This is a genomic window from Streptomyces sp. NBC_00045 (assembly GCF_045041095.1).
Taxonomy (GTDB): Bacteria; Actinomycetota; Actinomycetes; order Streptomycetales; family Streptomycetaceae; genus Streptomyces.
The window spans coordinates 965,898-984,343 of sequence record NZ_CP108271.1; the positions used below are offsets into that span (position 1 = coordinate 965,898).

An 18,446-nucleotide genomic window follows, 5' to 3' on the forward strand; every position below is an offset into this window, starting at 1 on the left:
GCCGTGGGGAACCCGAACCGCGGACGCAACGCCGATCACCAGCACGATTCACCCGAGGCCGACAGAGCCGACGGCGCCACTGGGGCCGCCGAGCGCTCCGTCGCGTCCTTTCCCGTCCAGTTGCGGCGGCTGCGGGTGCAACGCGGCCTGTCACTGGCCGATCTGGCCCGCCGGACGCACTACAGCAAGGGCTACCTGAGCAAGATCGAGACCGGTGCCAAGCGCGTCACCCACGACGTCGCGCTGCGCTGCGACCGGGTGTTGGAGGCCGGGGGCGCCCTCTTGCAGCTGGTCCCGGATCCGGAAGTCCCGCGGGCCCGGTCGGGTTCCGGCGCGGATTCCGGGCCGTCGCATGGGCCGTCGCATGGGCCGTCGCACGGACCGCAGTCGGCGGGCGAGTGCCCCTACCGCGGCCTCGCCGCGTTCACCCCGCGCGACGCGGGCTGGTACTTCGGCCGCGAAGGGGTGACGGCCGCCCTCGCCGAGCGGGTCTTCGAACGGATCGGCAGCGGCCCGCTGATGCTCGTCGGCCGGTCGGGCGCCGGCAAGTCGTCCCTGCTCAGCGCCGGTCTCGTACCGGCCCTGCGGCGCACCGGAGGCTTCCCGATGGCGGGCGCCGACGGGTGGCCGGTCGTCCGGTTCACCCCGACCGCCCATCCGCTCCAAGAGCTGCTGGACTGCACCGCGAAGGCACTCGGCGGCGATCCGGGCATCACCGTACGGGAGTTGCGCGCCCGGCCGGAGTTGCTGCTCGAAGCCGTCCACGGCCTCGCGGACGACACCCCGGCGGGGGCCGGAGAGGGAGGGCGGCCCACCGTCCGGCCGGTTCTGATCGTCGACCAGTTCGAGGAACTCTTCACCCTCTGCTCCGACGAGGACGAGCGGCGCGGCTTCGTCCGCGTCCTGTGCGCCCTGGCCGCCGCGGGACCCGGGCCACGGGCGCACGACCCGGCCGTCGTGGTGCTCGGCGTACGGGCCGACTTCACCGGCAGCTGCCTCGACCTGCCCGAGCTGGCCCCGGTCCTCACCGACGGGCTGTTCGTCCTCCCCCCGATGTCCGTGGCGGAGCTGCGCGAGTCGATCACCCGCCCGGCGGAACTCGCTGGGCTAGCCCTCGAACCGGGGCTGGTCCCGCTGCTGCTGCGGGACGCGGGCCTGCGCGCGGAGCCCGGAACGGCCGCCCCCGCGGCCGGGCCCGGTGACACGCCGTCCGGTGCGCTGCCGCTGGTGTCGCACGCGCTGATGGCAACCTGGCAGCGGCGCGAGGGAGCCACGCTGACGGTGGCGGGGTACGAGGACACGGGCGGCATCCAGGGCGCGGTCGCGCACACCGCCGAGAGCGCGTTCGCCCGCCTGTACCCGGCCGAGCAGCGGACGATCCGGCGGATCCTGGTGGCGCTGGTCCATGTCGCCGACGACGCCGGGGCGACACGGCGGCGCACGGGCCGGACCGTGTTGATGGAGAGGTTCTCCGCTGCGGACCGGGCCGAGGCGGCCCTCGACGCCTTCGTCCGGGCGCGGCTGATCACGTTGGACAGCGACACCGTGGAAATCACTCACGAGGCCCTGCTGCACGCCTGGCCGCGGCTGCGCGGCTGGATCGACGCCGACCGGGACGGGCTGCTGGTCCACCGGCAACTGGCACGTGCGGCCGAGGAGTGGGAGCGCGAGGGCCGCGATCCGTCCGCCCTGTACCGCGGTGCCCGGCTGGAGGGCGCCCGGGCCTGGGCCGGCGAGCCGGACGGCAGGAGCCGGCTCGGCGCCGCGGAGGCGGCCTTCCTCCGCGCGAGCAGGGCCGCGGAGGACGCCCGCCGGGCCGGGGCCCGGCGTCAGGTCCGGCTGCAGCAGCGGATGCTGGCCATGCTCGTCGTCCTGCTGGCCCTGGCCCTGACCGCCGGGGCACTGGCGTACCGGCAGCGGGAGGGCGCCCTCGGCCAGGAGCGCACCGCCCGTTCGCAGGCCCTCGCCGTGCAGTCGACGTCCCTCGCCGCCGGCCAGCCCGAGGCCTCGATGCGGCTGGCCGAGGAGGCGTACCGCACCGCGGCGACGCCCGAGGCGCGGGGCGCCCTGCTGAGTACGCAGGCCCAGCCGTTCCTCGCCCGGTTGGGCGGGCACAGCGGTCCCGTGAACGCGGTGGCGTTCGCCCCGGGGAACAAGCTGCTGGCGAGCGCCGGTTCCGACGGGAAGGTGCTGCTGCGGCGGGTCGAGGACCGGCGGACCACGGTGGCCCTGACCATGCCGGGCCGGGTGCGCGCGGTCGCGTTCGCCCCCGACGGTCGGAGCCTCGCGGCGACGTCCACGGACGGTCCGGTACGGCTGTGGGGCACGGACGGACACGGCATCGCGGTGCTCCCCGCCCAGACGACGGACGCGCGGGCCGTGGCCTTCGCCCCCGACGGGCACGCGCTCGCCGTGGCGGGCGCCGACGGGACGGTCGGACTGTGGGATCCCGCGGGCGGCGGGGCTCCGGTCGCGGTGCTGGCCGGCCACACCGGGCGCGTCAACGCCCTGGCGTACGCGCCGGACGGCCGGACGCTGGTGTCGGCGGGCGACGACCGGACCGTACGGCTGTGGGATCCGGTGGCGGCCCGCCCGCTCGGCGAACTTCGAGGACACACCGGCGAGGTGCTGGGGGTGGCGTTCGCGCCGGACGGGCGGACGGTGGCCTCCGGGGGCGCCGACCGGACCGTGCGGCTGTGGGACGTGGCCGAACAGCGTACGACGGCGACGCTGACGGGGCACAACGACGACGTCAACGCGGTCGCCTTCACCCCGGACGCCGCTACGGTCATCAGCGCGGGCGGAGACGGCACCACCCGCCTGTGGGACGTGCGCAGCGGCCGGCTGGCCTCGACGCTGTCCGGGCACACCGACTACGTGCTCGCGGTCGCGGTGGACTCCGGCGGGACGATGCTGGCCACCGCGGCCTTCGACCAGTCGGTGGTGCTCTGGGACCTGCGCGGACCGGTGCTGGCCCCGCGCCCGTTCACCGAGATCTGGCACGCCGCGTACAGCCGGGACGGGAGGCTGTTGGCCACCGCGGACGCCGATCACACGGTCCTGCTCTGGGACGTGGCCGGGCGGCGGGTGGCGGCGACGTTCCCGGGTCACACGGAGACGGTGTTCTCGGTGGCGTTCTCCCCGGACGGGCGGACACTGGCCTCGGCGGGCTCCGACGGCACGGTCCGGCTGTGGGACGTGGCGTCCCGTACGGCCCTGGGCACGCTCACCGGTCACGACGGGACCGTGTTCTCGGTGGCCTTCTCGCCCGATGGGCGGATGCTGGCCTCGGCCGGTTCCGACCGTACGGTCCGGCTGTGGGACGTGGCGTCCCGTACCGCGGTGGACACGCTCACGGGCCATACGGACTTCGCGAACGACGTCGCGTTCAGCCCGGACGGCCGCACGCTGGCGAGCGCCGGCGACGATCTGACGGTACGTCTGTGGGACGTGGCCGGGCGGCGGCAGCTGGCCACGCTCACCGGCCATGCGGGCGCGGTCCGGGCCCTCGCCTTCGCCCCGGACGGCCGGACGCTGGCCAGCAGCGGCAACGACGGCACCGTACGGCTGTGGGACGCCCGGCGGTTCGAGGCCGGAGCCGTACTGACCGGGCACACCGGCTCCGCCCGCGCCGTCGCGTTCTCCCCCGACGGGCGGACGCTCGCCAGTAGCGGCAACGACCGTACGGTGCGGTTGTGGGACGTGGCCGGGCAGCGGCTGCGGGCCGCCCTGACGGGTCACACCAGCGCGGTGTGGGGCGTGGTCTTCTCCCCCGACGGGCGGACCGTGGCCAGCAGCAGCAACGACGGCACCGTACGGCTGTGGAACCCCGACGCCGGAGCGCGGCTGGCGGAGATCGGCCGGCTGCGCGCGGCGGAACGGCCCTGACGGGCGGGGGTTTCCCGGGGGTTTCCCGTTGCCCGTCCCGGTGGGGTGACGCCGGAGCCTCGACGCGGGCGCGCCGGGGCCCGCAGGCTCGTTCAGCAGCACTTCCCCCCTATCGCCCCCTCACACCCCGCTCCCACCCCGCGCCCCCACCCACGGCTACGAGAATCGAGGATCCCGCATGCTTCGCCGGTCCGGTCTCATCGGCACACTCATCGCACTCCTGGTCTGCCTCCTGTGGAGCCCCGCATCGGCGTCGGCCGCCGACGGTTCGTGCCGGGTCCTGGCCCCGGGGGCGTCCGCCGCCGCCGAGCGGGCGGTCGACGCCGCCTGCGCCCAGGTCTCGGCCGACGTCTGGTACACGTGGGGCGGCGGCCACGGTGCGCAGCCAGGCCCGACGTACGGGCAGGTGGACCCCACAGATCCGGCCAGCGAACACGATCCCGAGCGGCTCGGATTCGACTGCTCGGGGCTGGTGCGCCACGCCTACGCCCAGGCCACCGGCTCAGACATCCTGAACGGGGACGCGAGCGCCCAGTACTACACGCACCACGCGGCCGAACGCTTCACCGCGGCCCGGGGCACGGCCCCGCTGCTCCCCGGAGACCTGCTGGTGTGGGGCACCTCCCGGGACCTGCACCACATCGCGGTCTACCTGGGTGCGGGCAAGATGGCGGAGGCCCGGCAGTCCGGTACGAAACTGATGGTCAGCGACGTCCGGCTGGGCGGCGGTTACTACGGCGCGGTGCGGATCGACCCGGGGCCGGTGACCGGGCACGTGTTCCGGACTTGGGGCACCGGCGTCTGGACCAAGGCCGAGCCGTCCACCGCGGCCGCCCGGGTCTACGCCTTCCCGGGGCCGACGACGATCCGCGTCGAGTGCCAGAAGCACGCGGAGGAGGTCACGTCCGACGGCTACACCAACGACGCGTGGTCCTATCTGCCCGACTACGGGGCCTGGGTCACCAACATCTACGTCCAGGGCGCCGCGTGGCTGGAAAACGTCCCTACGTGCACCTCCTGAGGCGGTAGGCGGATCGGACCCCGCCCTACCAGCACGTACGATCGCAGGCCGCGGACTTGATCGCTTTTGCGGCGATGGGTCCGCGGCCGCGAAACCCTTTCCACCATCTCTTAGTTGAGGAACTACGTGCGCCTGCCTCTCGACCGTCGCCTGACTCTCAGCGCCGCCCTGCTCGCCGTGGTGGCCGGTGTGGTGCCGGCTACTGCCGCCCACGCGGCCGCGAGCCCCTTCGCCGGTCCCGCCGCACGGACCGCTGCGCCTGCACCCGCGCCCGCACCCGCGCCGACGCCCGATCTCGAAGCCGTGACGCAGGCGTTGAAGAACACCACCGCGGCGGGGGCGCCCGGAGCCATGGTCCGCATCACCGGTTCCGGCGCGCCGCTGACCAGCGCGGTGGGCGTGCAGGACCGGACCACGGGTGCGGCCATGGACCTGAACGGCCGTTTCCGGATCGGCAGCGTCACCAAGACGTTCTCCAGCGTCGTCCTGCTCCAGCTGGTGAACGAGGGGAAGCTGAGCCTGGACGCCCCGGTCAACCAGTACCTGCCCGGTCTGCTGCCGGACGACCGGATCACGGTGCGTCACCTGCTCACCCACCGCAGCGGGTTGGCGGACTACACGAACGTCATGTTCGACAAGACCGTGCCCGGCTTCGAGGCCGTACGGAACAAGGTCTTCACCTACCAGGAGCTGGTCGCCCTCTCGCTGCGCGAGCCGCGCACGACCGAGCCGGGCGTCTCGTACAACTACTCCAACACCAATTTCGTGGTCGTCGGCATGCTCATCGAGAAGGCCACCGGGCACGGCGTGGCCAAGGAGTACGACACCCGCATCATCAAGCCCCTGAAGCTGAAGAACACCTCGTACGTGCACCCCTCCACCAAGATCAAGGGTGCGCACCTCCACGGCTACCTCACCCCGGACGAGGCCGAGGCGCCGCTGGTGGACTCCACCGAGCAGACGGTCTCCTGGGCCCAGTCCGCCGGCGCGATGATTTCGAGCGCGGCCGATCTGAACACCTTCATGTCCGCACTGCTGGGCGGCAAGCTGCTGGCGCCCGCCATGCTGGACGCCATGCTCAACGTGACCCCGACCGACACCACGAACACCCGCTTCTACGGTCTGGGCCTGCGCCGCTACGACCTGTCGTGCGGTACCTCGGTGTACGGGCACACGGGCACCGTGCAGGGCTTCTACACGTACGCCTTCGCGACCCGCGACGGGAAGCGCAGCCTCGCCGCGGTGGCGAACACCTCGAACAGGGGCGCCGCGAACACGGCCCTGGGCGGCACGCTCGAAGGCGCGTTCTGCGGGAAGAAGGGGCCGACGGCCCCCACCGCCAAGCGCAGCTTCGCGCTGGTCCCGCCCCTGACCGCGGCCCCGGCCGAGCAGGACCTCCCGGAGCACGGCTCGCGCTGACCGAAGGGCAGGTGCCGCCCGGTGCTCCGCGCCGGGCGGCACCCCGCTTCAGGCGGTGACGCGGATCTTGGACTGGCCGTGACCGAACCGCTCCCAGTCGTCCATGAAGCGGGCCTTCAGGCCGTGCCGGGACGCGAGGTCGACCAACGTCTGGGTGCGGTAGTAGAAGTCCTCCCGCAGGACCTGGTGTTCGGAGCCCTCCGTGCGGTCGAAGGTGAAGTCGAAGTGGCCGCCCGGAGCCAGGATCCGCCCGACGTGCGCGAGGCATTCGTCGATGATTTCGATCGGCGAGTGGGAGAACACGCTGTGGGCGTGCACGACGTCGAAGTACGCGTCGGGCAGGAAGTCCAGCGTGAGGTCCTGGGTGAGGGTGAGGTGCGGCAGCTTGCCCTGGAGTTCCTGGCGGGCCAGCGTCTGCTTGGCGGATATGAGGATGTCGGGCGAGATGTCGATCCCGTAGTAGTGGCCGGGGTCGAGGTGCTCGATGAACCGCCAGCCCGCGCGGAGGTTGCCGCAGCCGATGTCGAGCATGGTGTGGTGCGGGGCGAGGCCGTGCTCCACGAGGTAGTCGAACTGCATCTTGCCGAGGGCCAGCCAGCGTTCGTGGGTCTGACTGCCGACGGCGGCCTCGGGGTTGCGCGCGGTGTCGGAGGCCATGACCGCGCGGTAGTAGCCGACGTGGTCGGGGTGCTTGAGCCGCAGCCAGCTGTCGCGGGCGGCCCGGCGGACGTACGGGCCGATGCGTGCGGGGTTGCGCGCCGCGTAGCGGACCTTGTGGGTGAGGGTGGTGCGGTTGGCGACGAGGTTCTTCTTGGTTGCCAAGGGAGGTTCCTCCGGAAGGAGCGGTGGGGGGCGCTCAGCCGAGGCGGCGGCGCAGCAGGCCGGCCGTCAGGGTGACGAGGGCCAGGGCGAGGAGGAGGTAGACCGTCGTGTCGATCGCCTGGAAGGTCCAGAAGTCCGAGCTGGGGTAGACCTTGTGGACCCGGCCCACGAAGCCGTGCTCGTCCATGCAGCGGCGCAGTTGTTCACCGGAGAACTCGCAGTTCTCCAGCGGGTGCTGGCGCCCGTCGGGGGTGAGGTAGCGGTATCCCGCGGACCAGGCACTGCCGATGAGCTGCTTGGGCGTCATCCCGGGGGTGGTCCGGTCGATGGGGGCCACGAAGTCCCGGTGGAAGAAGGTCAGTACGGCGGCCGTGCCGAGAACCAGGGCGAGGGTCACGCCCATCGCCGGGAGGGTGCGGCGGACCAGCAGGCCGATCGCGGTACCGGCGGCGAGCGCGAACAGGGCCCCGGCCACGGCCGAGGGGCCGGAGGCGCCCAGGACGTACGGGTCGTACCAGTAGACGCCGTCGATCATGTTGGAGATCGGCGCCCACCACCAGGCGATGAGACCGGCGACGGCGGTCGAGACGAGGACGGTGCTCAGCGCCGCGAGGCCGAACCGGGCGGCGAACCAGCTGCGGACGCCGGTGTTCTGGGTGAGGACGACCTTGATCGTGCCGCTCTCCAGCTCTCGACCGATGAGCGGGGCTCCCCAGAACATGCCGATGGCCGCCGGAAGGGCGAGGCCGATGGCGCCCAGGATCCGGATGCCCGTGTTGCTCTCGGACATGGCCCCGTACGCCTCGGGCGGACAGGTGCCGTTCCATCCCTTGCACTGTGAGAGGTCGTAGCCGTCGATGGCCCCGATCAGGTCCGCCCGCCGCAGGGCGACCCAGATCGTGCAGAGCGTGACGAGCAGGGCTCCGGTGAGGACGAGCAGGCGCTGCTGGCGCCAGGCGAGCCAGAGGGTGCCGGTCATGCCGCGACCTCCGCCCCGTCGGCGGACGCGGGGGCGGCCGTGGCGGGCGGGGCGCCGGGAGCCCCGGAGCGCAGGTGCGCGAGCAGCAGCTCTTCGAGGGAGGGCGTTGAGGTGATCCAACGCTCGTCGGCGCCCGAAGGGCGGGAGGAGCCGGGCGCGTTGCGGATCAGCGCGGTCAAGTGGCGGCCCCTGGTGGTGGCGTGGACGACGGCGTCGCGGTCGGCTCCGCGCGGCAGGCCGTCCGGGGTGTCGGGGTCGGCGCGGCCTGTGAGCCGGGTGTACGCCTCGCGCAGGTCCTGGGTGTCGCCGGCGAGGCGGATCCGTCCGTCCTGGAGGAGCAGGACGTGGTCGCAGACGTTCTCCAGCTCGGGCAGGACGTGCGAGGAGATCACGACCGTGATCCCCCGGTCGGCGGCCTCCGCCATGAGCAGCCCGGTCATCTCGTGGCGGACGAGCGGATCGAGGTCGGCGAGCGGCTCGTCCAGGAGGAGCAGGTCGGCCTGTTTGCCGAGGGCCAGGGCCAGGGCGACTCGGGTGCGTTTGCCTCCGGAGAGGGTGCCGATCCGGGTCTTCAGCGAGATCCGGCCGTCGTCCACGATGCGCTCGGCCTTCGCCTGGTCCCAGCGGCGGGGGTTGAGCCTGCGGCCCACGGTCAGCACGTCGGCGACGGTGAACTGCGGGTAGAGCGGCTTGTCCTGGCTGACGAACGCCGTCCGGGTGCGTGCGGCCCGGCTGCCGGGGACTGCGCCGAAGACGCGTATCTCCCCGCTGGTCGGTCGCAGCAGGCCGGCCATGAGGTGGAAAAGGGTGCTCTTGCCGGCCCCGTTGGGGCCGACGAGCGCCGAGATCCTGCCGGCCGGCAGCTCGAACTCGCAGTCGTGCAGGGCCCGGTTCTCCCGGAACCGCTGCCCCAGCCCTGTTGCCCGGAGCGCCGGTTCGGCGGTCGGGTCGTTCACGTGGTGTCCTCTCGTGACGGTCGTTCTGTGCCGGCCTGCGCGGAGCCCGTCCGCGCCTGCGCCGCCTCGACGAGCGCCGCCTCGACGAGCGCCAGGACGTCCTCGCGCCCCAGCCCCGCGTCGTGCGCCCGCGTCATCCACGCGACGAGGTCGCCGCGCAGTGGCGAATCGGCCGCGGCCTCGGGGCGGGAGAGCGAGCGGGTGACGAACGTGCCCTGACCCGGGCGTGGTTCGACGAGCCCCTCGCGCTCCAGCTCGCGGTAGGCCTTCAGCACGGTGTTGGGGTTGATGGCGGTGGCCTCCACCACGGCCCTGGCGGTCGGCAGCCGGTCCCCCGGTTCCAGTACGCCCAGCCTGAGCGCCTGTTTGACCTGGTTGACGAGCTGCAGGTACGTGGCGACACCGCTGTGCCGGTCCACCTGAAACTCGATCATGCGTCTGCCTCATTCCACTAATGCCTTAGTGGAATGATGCAGGGAAGGGTTACGGTCCGTCAAATCACTGGCCCGCGACTCGGTGTGGTTGGATCTCCGGACGTCGAAATCCCGTCACCGAGAGCACGGGAAGCAAGGAACGGGGAACATGCGCAAGACGGTTACCGGAGCGGCCCTGCTCGTCGCGGCGGCGCTGCTGACGGGGTGCGGAAGCGACAGCGGGAACGGGGACGGGAAGGCGAAGGCCTCGCCGAGCGCCGACAGCGCGAAGCCGTCGGCCGCGCAGAGCCCCTCGGCCTCGGCCGGCGCCGCCGGCGGAGTGAAGGGCGGGGCGACGCACGAGGTGACCCTGGAGGTCGAGGGCCAGGGCCGGACGCAGGTCATGTACCACGCCGACAGCACCGGGTTCGAGGAGCAGACCCTGCCGTGGAAGAAGACGGAGACGATCGAACTCACCGGCGCGGAGCAGAAGGTGGGCTACCTGGTGAACGTCCTCCCGGGTTCGGTGAAGGCCGCCGACGGCTCGCTCAAGCAGGCCCCGTGCACCATCACGGTGGACGGCAAGAAGGTCGCCGACAACGAGGGCGGCAAGAACCCTAAGGGCTGCTCCTTCCTGGTCAAGTAGCCCGCAGCCGGGCCGGGAGCCGGGGCGGGGTGCGTCGGCCCGGCCGCGGCGGCCGGGCGGCCGCGGCCGTCAGTGCGCGGATCCGGTCGGTGAAGTCCGGGTCCGGCAGGGGGAGTTCAAGGTCGTCGTCGACGTAGCTGACGGCGGCGGAGACGTACTCCATGACGGCTTTGACGGTGCCGGAGCCGCGCCTGGCCCCGGTCCCGCCGGGCCGCAGCGCCCGCAGGACGCGCAGGGTGGTGGGCAGGCTCGCATCGGCGGCGAGGTCCCGGGCGGCGCCCTCGAAGACCACCGTGGCCACGTCGGGCACGTCAGCCACGTCAGCCGCATCCGGGGTGTCCGGCTCGTCCAGTGCGTCCGCCTCGTGCCGGGGGGCGGGCGGCGCGCTCTGGCTCCGCCACCAGACGGCTTCGTGGTTCTCCCCCAGGGCGAGGTGGTGCAGGTACAGGCAGTACGAGGCGATCGAGTCCCCTGCGCCGGCGGCGTACTGCCACCAGAAGCGGGCCGAGTCCTCCGCGTCGGTCAGCAGCAGGATGCAACCGAGGACGCGGGCCCCCGAGGGCTGGGGCAGCTTGTGGGTGAGGAAGTCGCCCAGCCCGACGACGGCGGTGCGCGTGACGGCCGTCTCGCACAGGGCCTGGAGGTCGCGAGCGGCTCCCCGCCTGTCCCTCTGCGGTTCGCCGGCCGCCGCACCGGGCCCCCGTGCGCCCTGTGGGTGGGGTGCGCCGCCGGTGTCGGCGATGTCGGCGGGCGCGTACGGGGCGGTGTGGAGCCGGGCGCGGGCCAGCAGCTGGTCAATGGTCGAGGTCACCGGAGACCCCCTCCTCGGTGGTGCCGTGCGGGTACAGGGCGGCGTGCAGGTTGCGCTTGGCGTGCCGTGCGGTGGACCGTACGGAGGCGAGGGAGACGCCCAGTTCGTCCGCCGCCCGGGTGTCCTCCATTCCGCACAGGTACAGCAGGACCACGACGTCGCGCTGCACGGGCGCGAGCCCCCCGACGGCCCGGAACAGGGCCATGGACTCCTCGACCTGGCGCACAGGGTCAGGGGCGAGGTCAAGGGCGACCGTGTCGAAGGCCGCCTCGACGAGGGAGGGGCGGCCGTTCTCCTTCGGGGCGCGTTCGAGCACGGTCTGGCGCAGCATCGGCCAGGCGAAGCGCTCGGGGTTCTCACTGGCGAGGGCGTCGTGCCACAGCATCAGCAGCAGCGTGAAGACGTCGTCGACCGCCTTCTTCGAGAGGCCGGGGCGGCGCAGGAACGCCGAGGCGTAGCGGGTGTAGTGCGGGCGGTGCATCTGCTGGAAGGCCAGGAAGTCCAGCGGGACCGAGGCGGTCGCGGTGCGGTGGCGGGCGCCGCCCTCGTGGAGGCAGTCCTTGATCCACGAGGTGCGCTTGCCGACGTCCCGGGCCGCGAGCACCCAGCGCAGCCGCATCGCGTCGTAGGGCAGGCCGGGCCGGTCCAGCGCGAGGAGCACGGTACGGACGAAGACCCAGCGGGGGTAGCGGCCGACGGCCCGCAGCAACTCGGAGATGTGTCCTTTGGGGCGGCCGGTGCGCGCCTGGAGCTCGTCCAGGGTCACTCCCCTTCCGTGCACGGCGTCGCGCAGCGGCTCCAGCCAGGCGCGGTGCGCCGGCCCGGTGCCTTCGGCGATGGGTCCCAACCGGCGGCCCGCTTTGCCGCTGCGGCCCTGCGGGACGTCCTGTGGTGCCGAGTGGAGGTTCATCCCCGCGGCTCCTCGTCCCGGTCGGGCACCTGAGCGGTGGACCGCTCCCGGCGGCTCTCGGCCACCCCGGTGCCCGCCTGCACGATCTGCTGCACGCCCAGCGCGGCCGACGGGATCAGCGCGGTGACGGCTGCGACGGGCTGTCCCGCCACCACCATCACCACACTGAATGCGAAGATCGCTAAGAGCGCCACCACGGTGACGATCATCCGGTTGTTCTTCATCGCGCCGTCCTCTGGCTGCTTGCGCCTTGTTGGTGTCTGTCCGGGATCCGGCTCCTGGCGTTTTCGACGCCCCCCTTCAAGAGCCGAAGCAAGCATGGAGTGAACAGAGATGGACAGGTGCGAAAAAAGCAGAACGGGGAACAATCACAACCGCGTGCCCGCCTCTGTACGGGCGCGGTCCAGCGGCAGGCGCGCCACCAAGCGGGCGCCGGCCGGGGCGTCCTCGACCGTGAGGGAGCCGCCCAGGCGGGTGGCGATGTCACGGGCTATGGCCAGGCCCAGGCCCGTACCGCCCTCGTCGCGGCTGCGGGCGTCGTCGAGGCGGGTGAACCGCTCGAAGACCCGCTCCCGGTCCGCGGTCGGGATGCCCGGCCCGTCGTCGCGGACCTCCAGTACGGCGGTGCACCGGGCCCCGTCGACGCGCAGGACGAGCCGGACCCGCCGCTCGGCGTGGCGCTGGGCGTTGTCCAGCAGGTTGGTCACGAGCCGGGACAGCCACAGCGTGCTGCCGCGCACGACGGCCTCGGGAACGATCTCCATGTCGACGGGGATCCGGTCCTGCCGGCGCGATCCGGCGGCCTCGCGGGCGACGTCGGCCAGGTCCACCGCGGCGGCTGGCGGCGGCTCCCCGGTGTCCAGGCGGGCCAGCAGGAGCAGATCGGCGGCGAGGTCCTGCAGCCGTACGGTGTCCTCCAGGGCCCCACTGACCAACTCGCCCCACAGCGCCGGATCGGGATGGGCCTGCGCGACCTCCAACTGGGTGCGCAGCACCGTGATCGGGCTGCGGAGCTCGTGCGAGGCGTCGGCTATGAACTGCCGCTGGCGGATCCCGGCGGCTTCGAGCCGGTCCAGGGTGGTGTTCATGGTGACGGCGAGCCGGGCGATCTCGTCCTGACTGCGCGGCACCGGCACCCGGCGGTGCAGATCGCGGTCGCTGATCGCGGCGACCTCGGCGCGGATCGCCTCGACGGGCCGCAGCGCCCAGCCGGTCACCCGCCACGTGACCAGGGCCACCGTGAGCACGAGGAGCGGCACCACGACGACGAGCGCACCGGTGATGACGTCGTCGGCGGTGTCGGCCTCCCGCAGGGAGGTCCCCGCGTAGACGGTGACCAGTCCCTCCGAGGTGACGGTGGTGACCTGCACGACGCGGTGGCGGCGGTCGCCGCGCGCGGGGCCGTCCTTCCAGGTGCCGCGGACCGTGCCGGGTTTGCCCGGGCGGGCCGGGGAGAGGGCCGGGCGGCCGGCGAGGTTGGGGCTCGCCGCGAGGACCCGACCCTGCTCGTCGACGACCTGGACGAAGTCGGTGCCGCGCCCGGGGGTCAGTACGGTGTCGACCCGGCCCGCGGCGACCAGCCCGGCGGTGGACAGCGCCTGCCGCTCGGCGTCGGCCTGGGCGTTGCGCATCAGGTTGCCGTCGAGGACGCCGAGCAGGGCGAAGGAGGCGGCTCCGAGGGCCAGGGCCACCACCGTGGAGGCGCCGAGCGTGGCCCGGGCGCGGACGGACCGGGGGCGCAGGCGCCGCGCGAGGCCGCGGATCCGGCCGGGAACGCGCAGGGCGGCGCGGACGGGGGACCGGGCGGCGGTGCCGTTCTGCGGTTCAGCCACCGTCGGCCGCCAGCCGGTAGCCCGCGCCGCGGACGGTCTCCACCGCGGCCCGGCCGAACGGTGCGTCGATCTTCCGGCGCAGGGCGCTGACATGGACCTCGACGACGTTGAGGTCGCCCTCGTAGGCCGCGTCCCAGACGTTCTCCAGTATCTCCCGTTTCGGTACGACCTCCCCGGCCCGCCGGGCCAGGTGGACGAGGACCGCGAACTCGCGCGAGGTCAGCCGGGCCTCGATCCCGGCGCGCGTGCACCGCTGACCTGCCGGGTCGATCACCAGATCCCCGAACTCCATGATCTGCGGTCTGCGCCGGCCGGTGCGCCGGATGAGGGCGCGCAGCCGGGCGACCAGGACCACGTAGGAGAAGGGCTTGGAGAGGAAGTCGTCCGCGCCGGTGTCGAGGGCTTCCGCCTCGTCGTACTCGCCGTCCTTGGCGGTGAGCATCAAGATCCCCGACTCGCAGCCGCTCGCACGCAGCCGGCTGCAGACCCGGTAGCCGTTGAGGCCCGGCAGCATGATGTCGAGCACGATGGCGTCGTAGTCGTGCTCGGTGGCCAGCCACAGGCCCTGCGGGCCGTCGTGGGCGACGTCCACGGAGAAGCCCTCGGCCTGCAGACCCCGCTGGAGGGCAGCGGCGAGCCGCCTTTCGTCCTCGACCACCAGTACGCGCATGGGGACAAGGTTCTCAGGTCGCTCGGGCGGCTTGCTGAAGAGGTCTTCAGCCTGCTTCAGCAGAGCTTCAGCATCGGGCGCGCATGATCTGCCGAGCCGGGCGGAGTGCCCGGCGAACGCGAGGAGCATGTCGATGACTCAGTCCAGTCCCCAGCCCGCCGAGCCGTCCGCGGGCCCGGGCGAGGCCAAGGCCGACGCGACCGGTACGGCGGGGCGCCGCGGCCGGCTGGTCCGGCTGGCCCGTGGGGGGCGTACGCGATGGGTGGCCCTCGGCGCGGTCGTCGTGATCGGCGGCGGGGCTGCGGCGGTGGCGGTGGCCGAGCACGGCCACCGGGAGCACGAGCGGGGCGGCTTCGCCGTCAAGGTCCGCGACCACGGCCGCGGAGGGATGCCGGGCGACGGCCTGATGGGCCCGAAGCTGCGCAAGGGCGGCGGGCCCGACGCCGGCGGCGACCGCGGGCCCGGGAGCGGCCTGCCCGGGCGGGGGCCGGGAGGCCGCGGTCAGGGCGGCGGAGCGGCCAAGGGCGCCCCGGTGCCCCCGCCCGCGCTGCCGGCGGCCCAGGCCGTGGAGAAGGCGACGGCCGCCGTGGAGGGCGGCAAGCTCGAATCGCTGCGGACCGTGGCCCAGCAGGGCGGCGGCAGCAGCTGGCTGGCCGTGATCCTCGGTCCCGACGGTGTACGGCACGCCGTGACCCTTGCCGGCGCCGACGGCACGGTCACCGGCAACAACGTTGCAGGAAAGGGACCGGTCGGTCCCCGCTGACCGCGTACCCGCTCCGCTCCGCCGCCGTCGCGGCGGGGCGGGGCGGGGCAGTGCAGTGCGGTGCGGCTGGCCGCCCTCGACCGGTCAGTCGCAGGGGCGGACCGAGTCCAGTACGGCGAGGTCTTCGGCGGAGAGCTGCAGGGAGCCCGCAGCGACGTTTGCGGTGAGGTGGTCCGGATTCCCGGTTCCGGGGATGGCCAGGACGTGCGGTCCGAGGTGCAGGGTCCAGGCCAGCCGGATCTCGGCGGCGCCCACCCCGTGGGCGCGGGCCACGGCGAGCACCTCCTCGTGTTCGGCGCCGCCCGCGCCCGCTTCGCGTCCCGTCCCGGCGATCGAGTAGAACGGCACGAAGGCCACGCCCTGCTCGCCGCAGGTGTGCAGGAACGCCTCCTGCTCGGGCCCGATGCCGAGACCGAACCGGTTCTGTACGCAGACCACCGGCGCGATGGCCCGGGCTTCGGCGAGCTGGTGGGGCCGCACGTTGGACAGGCCGAGGTGGCGGATCAGCCCGGCCCCGCGCAGGTCGGCCAGGGCGCCGAAGCGCTCGGCGATCGAATCATTCCCGACGATGCGCAGGTTGACCACGTCGAGGTGGTCGCGGCCCAGCTGGCGCAGGTTCTCCTCTACCTGGCCGCGCAACTGCTCGGGGGTGGCGTGGGGCAGGAACTCGCCCGACAGGGACCGGCCGGGGCCGACCTTGGTGGTGATGACGAGGTCGTCCGGGTACGGGGCCAGAGCGGTGTTGATCAGCTCGTTGGCGGAGCGCAGCGGAGAGAAGTAGAACGCGGCGGTGTCGATGTGGTTCACGCCGAGCTCAACGGCGCGGCGCAGGACGCCGATCGCCCGGGCTCGGTCGCTGGGGGCGGCGTCGCGGGTGAACGCCGGGCCGTCCTGGGTCAGGCGCATCGCGCCGAAACCGAGGCGGTTCACTTGCAGGTCGCCGAGCTTCCACGTGCCGGAAGCGGTAGCGTTGACGGTCTGGGAGGTCATGCCGCGAATCATCTCCGCACGGTAGGGTCAGGGCCAATGATTCAGGTATGAGTGAATCCGAGGGGTGGTCCTCCTGGGGGAGTTGGCGTTCTCGGCCGGCGATCTGGCAGAGATGCGGTTCGCCGTCTCGCCGTCGTGGGAGGTGGTGACCAGCTTCCGGCGGCTGCTGACCGACGGTGCGACATCTGCCGTGTACCGGCCCTGGGCGGAACAGGTGCGGCCCCGACTGGCGGCCGCCGGGCTGGACCGGGGCTGGCTCGCCGAGCTGATCCCGCCCAAGGGTTACGTGCCCCACTTCCTCAACCCGGCGGCCGCCGGGCCGGCCCCCGCGCTGGCGGCGGAGCTGGCCGCCGTCATGGCCGCCCCCGCCGACACGGTCCGCCGCAACCTCGACCACCTGCGCTACCACCAGGGCCCGCTCGGCCCCCGCGCACGGTCCCTGTACGCGGATCCGCAGGCCCGGTTGCCGCGGCTGGCGCAGGAGGTCGAGGCGTACTGGGAGCTGGCGCTCGCCCCGTACTGGGCGCGGATCCGTGCGGTGCTGGACGCCGACGTCTTCCACCGGGCCCGGCAGGCCGCCGAGCAGGGCGCCGGGCACGTCATCAACGAGCTGCACAGTGCGGTGCGCTGGGACGACAACGCCCTGCGGCTGCTTCGCCGGACCCGGCCGCTGTCCCGGGAGACGGCGGGCCGGGGCCTGCTGCTGGTTCCGTCGGTGTTCCTCGGGCCTGGCCTGCTGACCCGGATGACGCCGCCGGATCCGCCGCAGCTCGCCTACCCGGCGCGCGGCGTCGGCTCGTTGTGGGCGTCCCGGCCGCCGACCGCGAAGGCGGAGGCCGTCGCCGCGGTGCTCGGCCGTTCACGGGCCCTGCTGTTGGCCGAGCTGGAGGCGCCGGCCTCCACTACCGAGCTGGCCGGTCGTACGGGGCTCTCGGCGGCCGGGGTGTCCCAGCACCTGACGGCGTTGCGCGATGCGGGCCTGGTCAGCGCGCACCGGGCGGGCCGCTCGGTGCTGTACGCCCGCACCACCGTCGCCGAGTCCCTCCTCGCCGCGTCCTGACCCGCAGCCTCGACTGCGGGTCGGGTCTGGCCGCAGCTCCGTCAGCTCAACTGCCGTACCGACATCAGCAGATGGCGGTGGTCCTCACGTGCCGCGCCATCGGCGTCGGCATCGGCATCGGCATCGGCATCGGGTGCGGCACTGAGCAGTGCCCGCTGACCGGGGCCCAGCAGTTCGAAGCGTACGTGCGGGGCGTCGAAGGAGTTGAGGGCTTCCAGCAGGTACCCGGGGTTGAAGGCGGCCGCCAGGTCATCGGCGCCGTCCAGGGTGGCCGTGACCTGCTGCGAGGCGACGTCGTCCCCGTAGCCCGCTTGGAGGATCAGGGTTCCCCGGGCGGAGAAGTCCAGCCGGACCGGGCTGTTCTGCTCCGCGACGACCGCGACGCGGCGGACGGCCTCGGCCAGTGCCTCCCGCTGTGTGACGGCGACCACCGGGCGCTCCAGGGCGAACAGCTTGCCGTAACGGGGCAGCCGTCCTTCCAACAGCCGCAGGGTCGTGCGCATGCCGTCCCCCTCGAAGGCGATCAAGCCGCCGCCCGGACCGTCCGGGCCACCCGGGCTGCTCAGCCCGATGCGGACGGCCCCGGTCTTCGCCAGCGACTTGGAGATCTCGGCCAGCCTGCGGCCGGGAACCACCACCTCCACCGCTTCGGAGCCCGCCGCCCACGGTTTCCACGGCACCGTACGCACCGCGTACCGGTACCGGTCCGATGCGGCCAAGGTCAGGGCGCCGTCCTCCAGCCGGAGCTGGATCCCGGTGAGCACCGGGAGCGAGTCGTCACGACCCGCGGCGATCGCGACCCGGGCGACGGCGTCGGCGAACTGCGCCGCGTCCACCGTTCCGCACGGGGCGGGCAGCTCGGGGAGCGCCGGGTACTCCTCCCTGGGCAGGATCGACAACCCGAAGCGCGCCCCTCCCCCTTCCAACGTGAAGCGCGTGCCCTCCGACCCGCACTCCACCGGGGCGTCCGGCAACACCCGGCAGATGTCCAGCAGTCGGCGCCCCGTCACGAGCACCTTCCCGACGGACGGGGTCTGCGCCGGGACCTCGATGCTCGCGGACGCCTCGTAGTCGAAACCCGAGATCCGCAGCCGCCCCCGTCCCGCGTCGAGCATCAGGCCGCCCAGCACGGGCACGGGCGACCGGGCGGGCAGTGACCTGGACGCCCACGCCACCGCCTCGACCAGAGCGTTTCGCTCGATCCGGAACTCCATCCGCGCATCCCCCATCACATCAAACCAGTAGGTCCGCGCAGGCTAGGGGGCG

General features: G+C 73.3%; 17 protein-coding genes. 6 read left to right on the forward strand and 11 right to left on the reverse strand.

Annotation, left to right across the window (positions count from 1 at the left end):
• Positions 1-3: 3 nt before the first annotated feature.
• From OHA65_RS04670 to OHA65_RS04680, 3 genes are all read left to right on the forward strand, one after another.
• Entirely contained in the window at positions 4-3,888 is a 3,885-nt protein-coding gene (locus OHA65_RS04670) for a helix-turn-helix domain-containing protein (RefSeq protein ID WP_328761673.1), read from the forward strand.
• A gap of 178 nt (positions 3,889-4,066) precedes the next feature.
• The gene (locus OHA65_RS04675; protein ID WP_371645852.1) at positions 4,067-4,909 is read left to right on the forward strand and encodes an NlpC/P60 family protein; all 843 of its coding nucleotides are present in this window, start codon (positions 4,067-4,069) and stop codon (positions 4,907-4,909) included.
• Positions 4,910-5,023: 114 nt separating this feature from the next.
• The gene (locus OHA65_RS04680) at positions 5,024-6,328 is read left to right on the forward strand and encodes a serine hydrolase domain-containing protein (protein ID WP_328761677.1); all 1,305 of its coding nucleotides are present in this window, start codon (positions 5,024-5,026) and stop codon (positions 6,326-6,328) included.
• A 48-nt stretch (positions 6,329-6,376) separates the two neighbouring features.
• On the opposite strand, the gene OHA65_RS04685 is transcribed toward OHA65_RS04680, so the two are convergent.
• The 4 genes from OHA65_RS04685 to OHA65_RS04700 are packed head-to-tail and all read right to left on the reverse strand — an operon-like array spanning position 6,377 to position 9,519.
• Positions 6,377-7,150 (reverse strand): class I SAM-dependent methyltransferase, encoded by a 774-nt coding sequence (locus OHA65_RS04685; protein ID WP_328761678.1) that lies wholly within the window; start codon positions 7,148-7,150, stop codon positions 6,377-6,379.
• 34 nt (positions 7,151-7,184) lie between these two features.
• Positions 7,185-8,129: an ABC transporter permease subunit gene (locus OHA65_RS04690; protein WP_371645854.1), complete on the reverse strand. Its 945-nt coding sequence runs from the start codon at positions 8,127-8,129 to the stop codon at positions 7,185-7,187.
• Complete coding sequence (locus OHA65_RS04695; RefSeq protein ID WP_328761680.1) at positions 8,126-9,085, reverse strand: ABC transporter ATP-binding protein; 960 nt, start codon at positions 9,083-9,085, stop codon at positions 8,126-8,128. Before OHA65_RS04695 ends, OHA65_RS04690 begins: the two co-directional genes overlap by 4 nt.
• Entirely contained in the window at positions 9,082-9,519 is a 438-nt protein-coding gene (locus tag OHA65_RS04700) for a GntR family transcriptional regulator (RefSeq protein ID WP_327281808.1), read from the reverse strand. Before OHA65_RS04700 ends, OHA65_RS04695 begins: the two co-directional genes overlap by 4 nt.
• A 148-nt stretch (positions 9,520-9,667) precedes the next feature.
• Between OHA65_RS04700 and OHA65_RS04705 the strand changes: the two genes are divergently transcribed.
• A complete protein-coding gene (locus tag OHA65_RS04705; protein WP_328761682.1) occupies positions 9,668-10,144 on the forward strand; it encodes a hypothetical protein in 477 nt (158 codons plus the stop codon).
• Here the strand turns inward: OHA65_RS04705 and OHA65_RS04710 are convergent.
• From OHA65_RS04710 to OHA65_RS04730, 5 genes are all read right to left on the reverse strand, one after another.
• Entirely contained in the window at positions 10,137-10,955 is an 819-nt protein-coding gene (locus OHA65_RS04710; RefSeq protein WP_328761684.1) for a hypothetical protein, read from the reverse strand. The genes OHA65_RS04705 and OHA65_RS04710 overlap by 8 nt on opposite strands.
• A complete protein-coding gene (locus OHA65_RS04715; RefSeq protein WP_327281811.1) occupies positions 10,939-11,865 on the reverse strand; it encodes a sigma-70 family RNA polymerase sigma factor in 927 nt (308 codons plus the stop codon). The genes OHA65_RS04710 and OHA65_RS04715 overlap by 17 nt, the downstream gene beginning before the upstream one ends.
• The gene (locus tag OHA65_RS04720; protein WP_327281812.1) at positions 11,862-12,089 is read right to left on the reverse strand and encodes a hypothetical protein; all 228 of its coding nucleotides are present in this window, start codon (positions 12,087-12,089) and stop codon (positions 11,862-11,864) included. The genes OHA65_RS04715 and OHA65_RS04720 overlap by 4 nt, the downstream gene beginning before the upstream one ends.
• Before the next feature lie 144 nt (positions 12,090-12,233).
• Positions 12,234-13,607: an ATP-binding protein gene (locus OHA65_RS04725; RefSeq protein WP_371646755.1), complete on the reverse strand. Its 1,374-nt coding sequence runs from the start codon at positions 13,605-13,607 to the stop codon at positions 12,234-12,236.
• An 82-nt stretch (positions 13,608-13,689) separates the two neighbouring features.
• Positions 13,690-14,367 carry a response regulator transcription factor gene (locus tag OHA65_RS04730; RefSeq protein WP_327281814.1) on the reverse strand — a complete coding sequence of 226 codons (678 nt, stop codon included), beginning with the start codon at positions 14,365-14,367 and terminating at the stop codon, positions 13,690-13,692.
• Between the two features lie 133 nt (positions 14,368-14,500).
• Between OHA65_RS04730 and OHA65_RS04735 the strand changes: the two genes are divergently transcribed.
• Positions 14,501-15,130, forward strand: a complete 630-nt coding sequence (locus OHA65_RS04735; RefSeq protein WP_328761687.1) for a hypothetical protein — start codon at positions 14,501-14,503, stop codon at positions 15,128-15,130.
• 84 nt (positions 15,131-15,214) lie between these two features.
• Here OHA65_RS04735 and OHA65_RS04740 read toward each other — a convergent pair whose 3' ends face one another.
• Positions 15,215-16,120, reverse strand: coding sequence for an aldo/keto reductase (locus OHA65_RS04740; protein ID WP_328761688.1), 906 nt, complete (start codon positions 16,118-16,120; stop codon positions 15,215-15,217).
• 112 nt (positions 16,121-16,232) lie between these two features.
• On the opposite strand from OHA65_RS04740, the gene OHA65_RS04745 reads away from it, so the two are divergent.
• Positions 16,233-17,180: a DUF5937 family protein gene (locus OHA65_RS04745; protein WP_327285989.1), complete on the forward strand. Its 948-nt coding sequence runs from the start codon at positions 16,233-16,235 to the stop codon at positions 17,178-17,180.
• Positions 17,181-17,221: 41 nt separating this feature from the next.
• On the opposite strand, the gene dnaN is transcribed toward OHA65_RS04745, so the two are convergent.
• Positions 17,222-18,394 carry a DNA polymerase III subunit beta gene (gene dnaN / locus OHA65_RS04750; protein WP_328761690.1) on the reverse strand — a complete coding sequence of 391 codons (1,173 nt, stop codon included), beginning with the start codon at positions 18,392-18,394 and terminating at the stop codon, positions 17,222-17,224.
• Positions 18,395-18,446: the final 52 nt, after the last annotated feature.

Excerpts from the sequence above, each read along its gene's own strand:
- OHA65_RS04675 (WP_371645852.1), top strand. The coding sequence starts at position 4,067 with ATGCTTCGCCGGTCCGGTCTCATCGGCACACTCATCGCACTCCTGGTC.
- OHA65_RS04690 (WP_371645854.1), bottom strand. The coding sequence starts at position 8,129 with ATGACCGGCACCCTCTGGCTCGCCTGGCGCCAGCAGCGCCTGCTCGTC.
- OHA65_RS04700 (WP_327281808.1), bottom strand. The coding sequence starts at position 9,519 with ATGATCGAGTTTCAGGTGGACCGGCACAGCGGTGTCGCCACGTACCTG.
- OHA65_RS04705 (WP_328761682.1), top strand. The coding sequence starts at position 9,668 with ATGCGCAAGACGGTTACCGGAGCGGCCCTGCTCGTCGCGGCGGCGCTG.
- OHA65_RS04715 (WP_327281811.1), bottom strand. The coding sequence starts at position 11,865 with ATGAACCTCCACTCGGCACCACAGGACGTCCCGCAGGGCCGCAGCGGC.
- OHA65_RS04720 (WP_327281812.1), bottom strand. The coding sequence starts at position 12,089 with ATGAAGAACAACCGGATGATCGTCACCGTGGTGGCGCTCTTAGCGATC.
- OHA65_RS04730 (WP_327281814.1), bottom strand. The coding sequence starts at position 14,367 with ATGCGCGTACTGGTGGTCGAGGACGAAAGGCGGCTCGCCGCTGCCCTC.
- OHA65_RS04735 (WP_328761687.1), top strand. The coding sequence starts at position 14,501 with ATGACTCAGTCCAGTCCCCAGCCCGCCGAGCCGTCCGCGGGCCCGGGC.
- OHA65_RS04740 (WP_328761688.1), bottom strand. The coding sequence starts at position 16,120 with ATGACCTCCCAGACCGTCAACGCTACCGCTTCCGGCACGTGGAAGCTC.
- OHA65_RS04745 (WP_327285989.1), top strand. The coding sequence starts at position 16,233 with ATGCGGTTCGCCGTCTCGCCGTCGTGGGAGGTGGTGACCAGCTTCCGG.
- dnaN (WP_328761690.1), bottom strand. The coding sequence starts at position 18,394 with ATGGAGTTCCGGATCGAGCGAAACGCTCTGGTCGAGGCGGTGGCGTGG.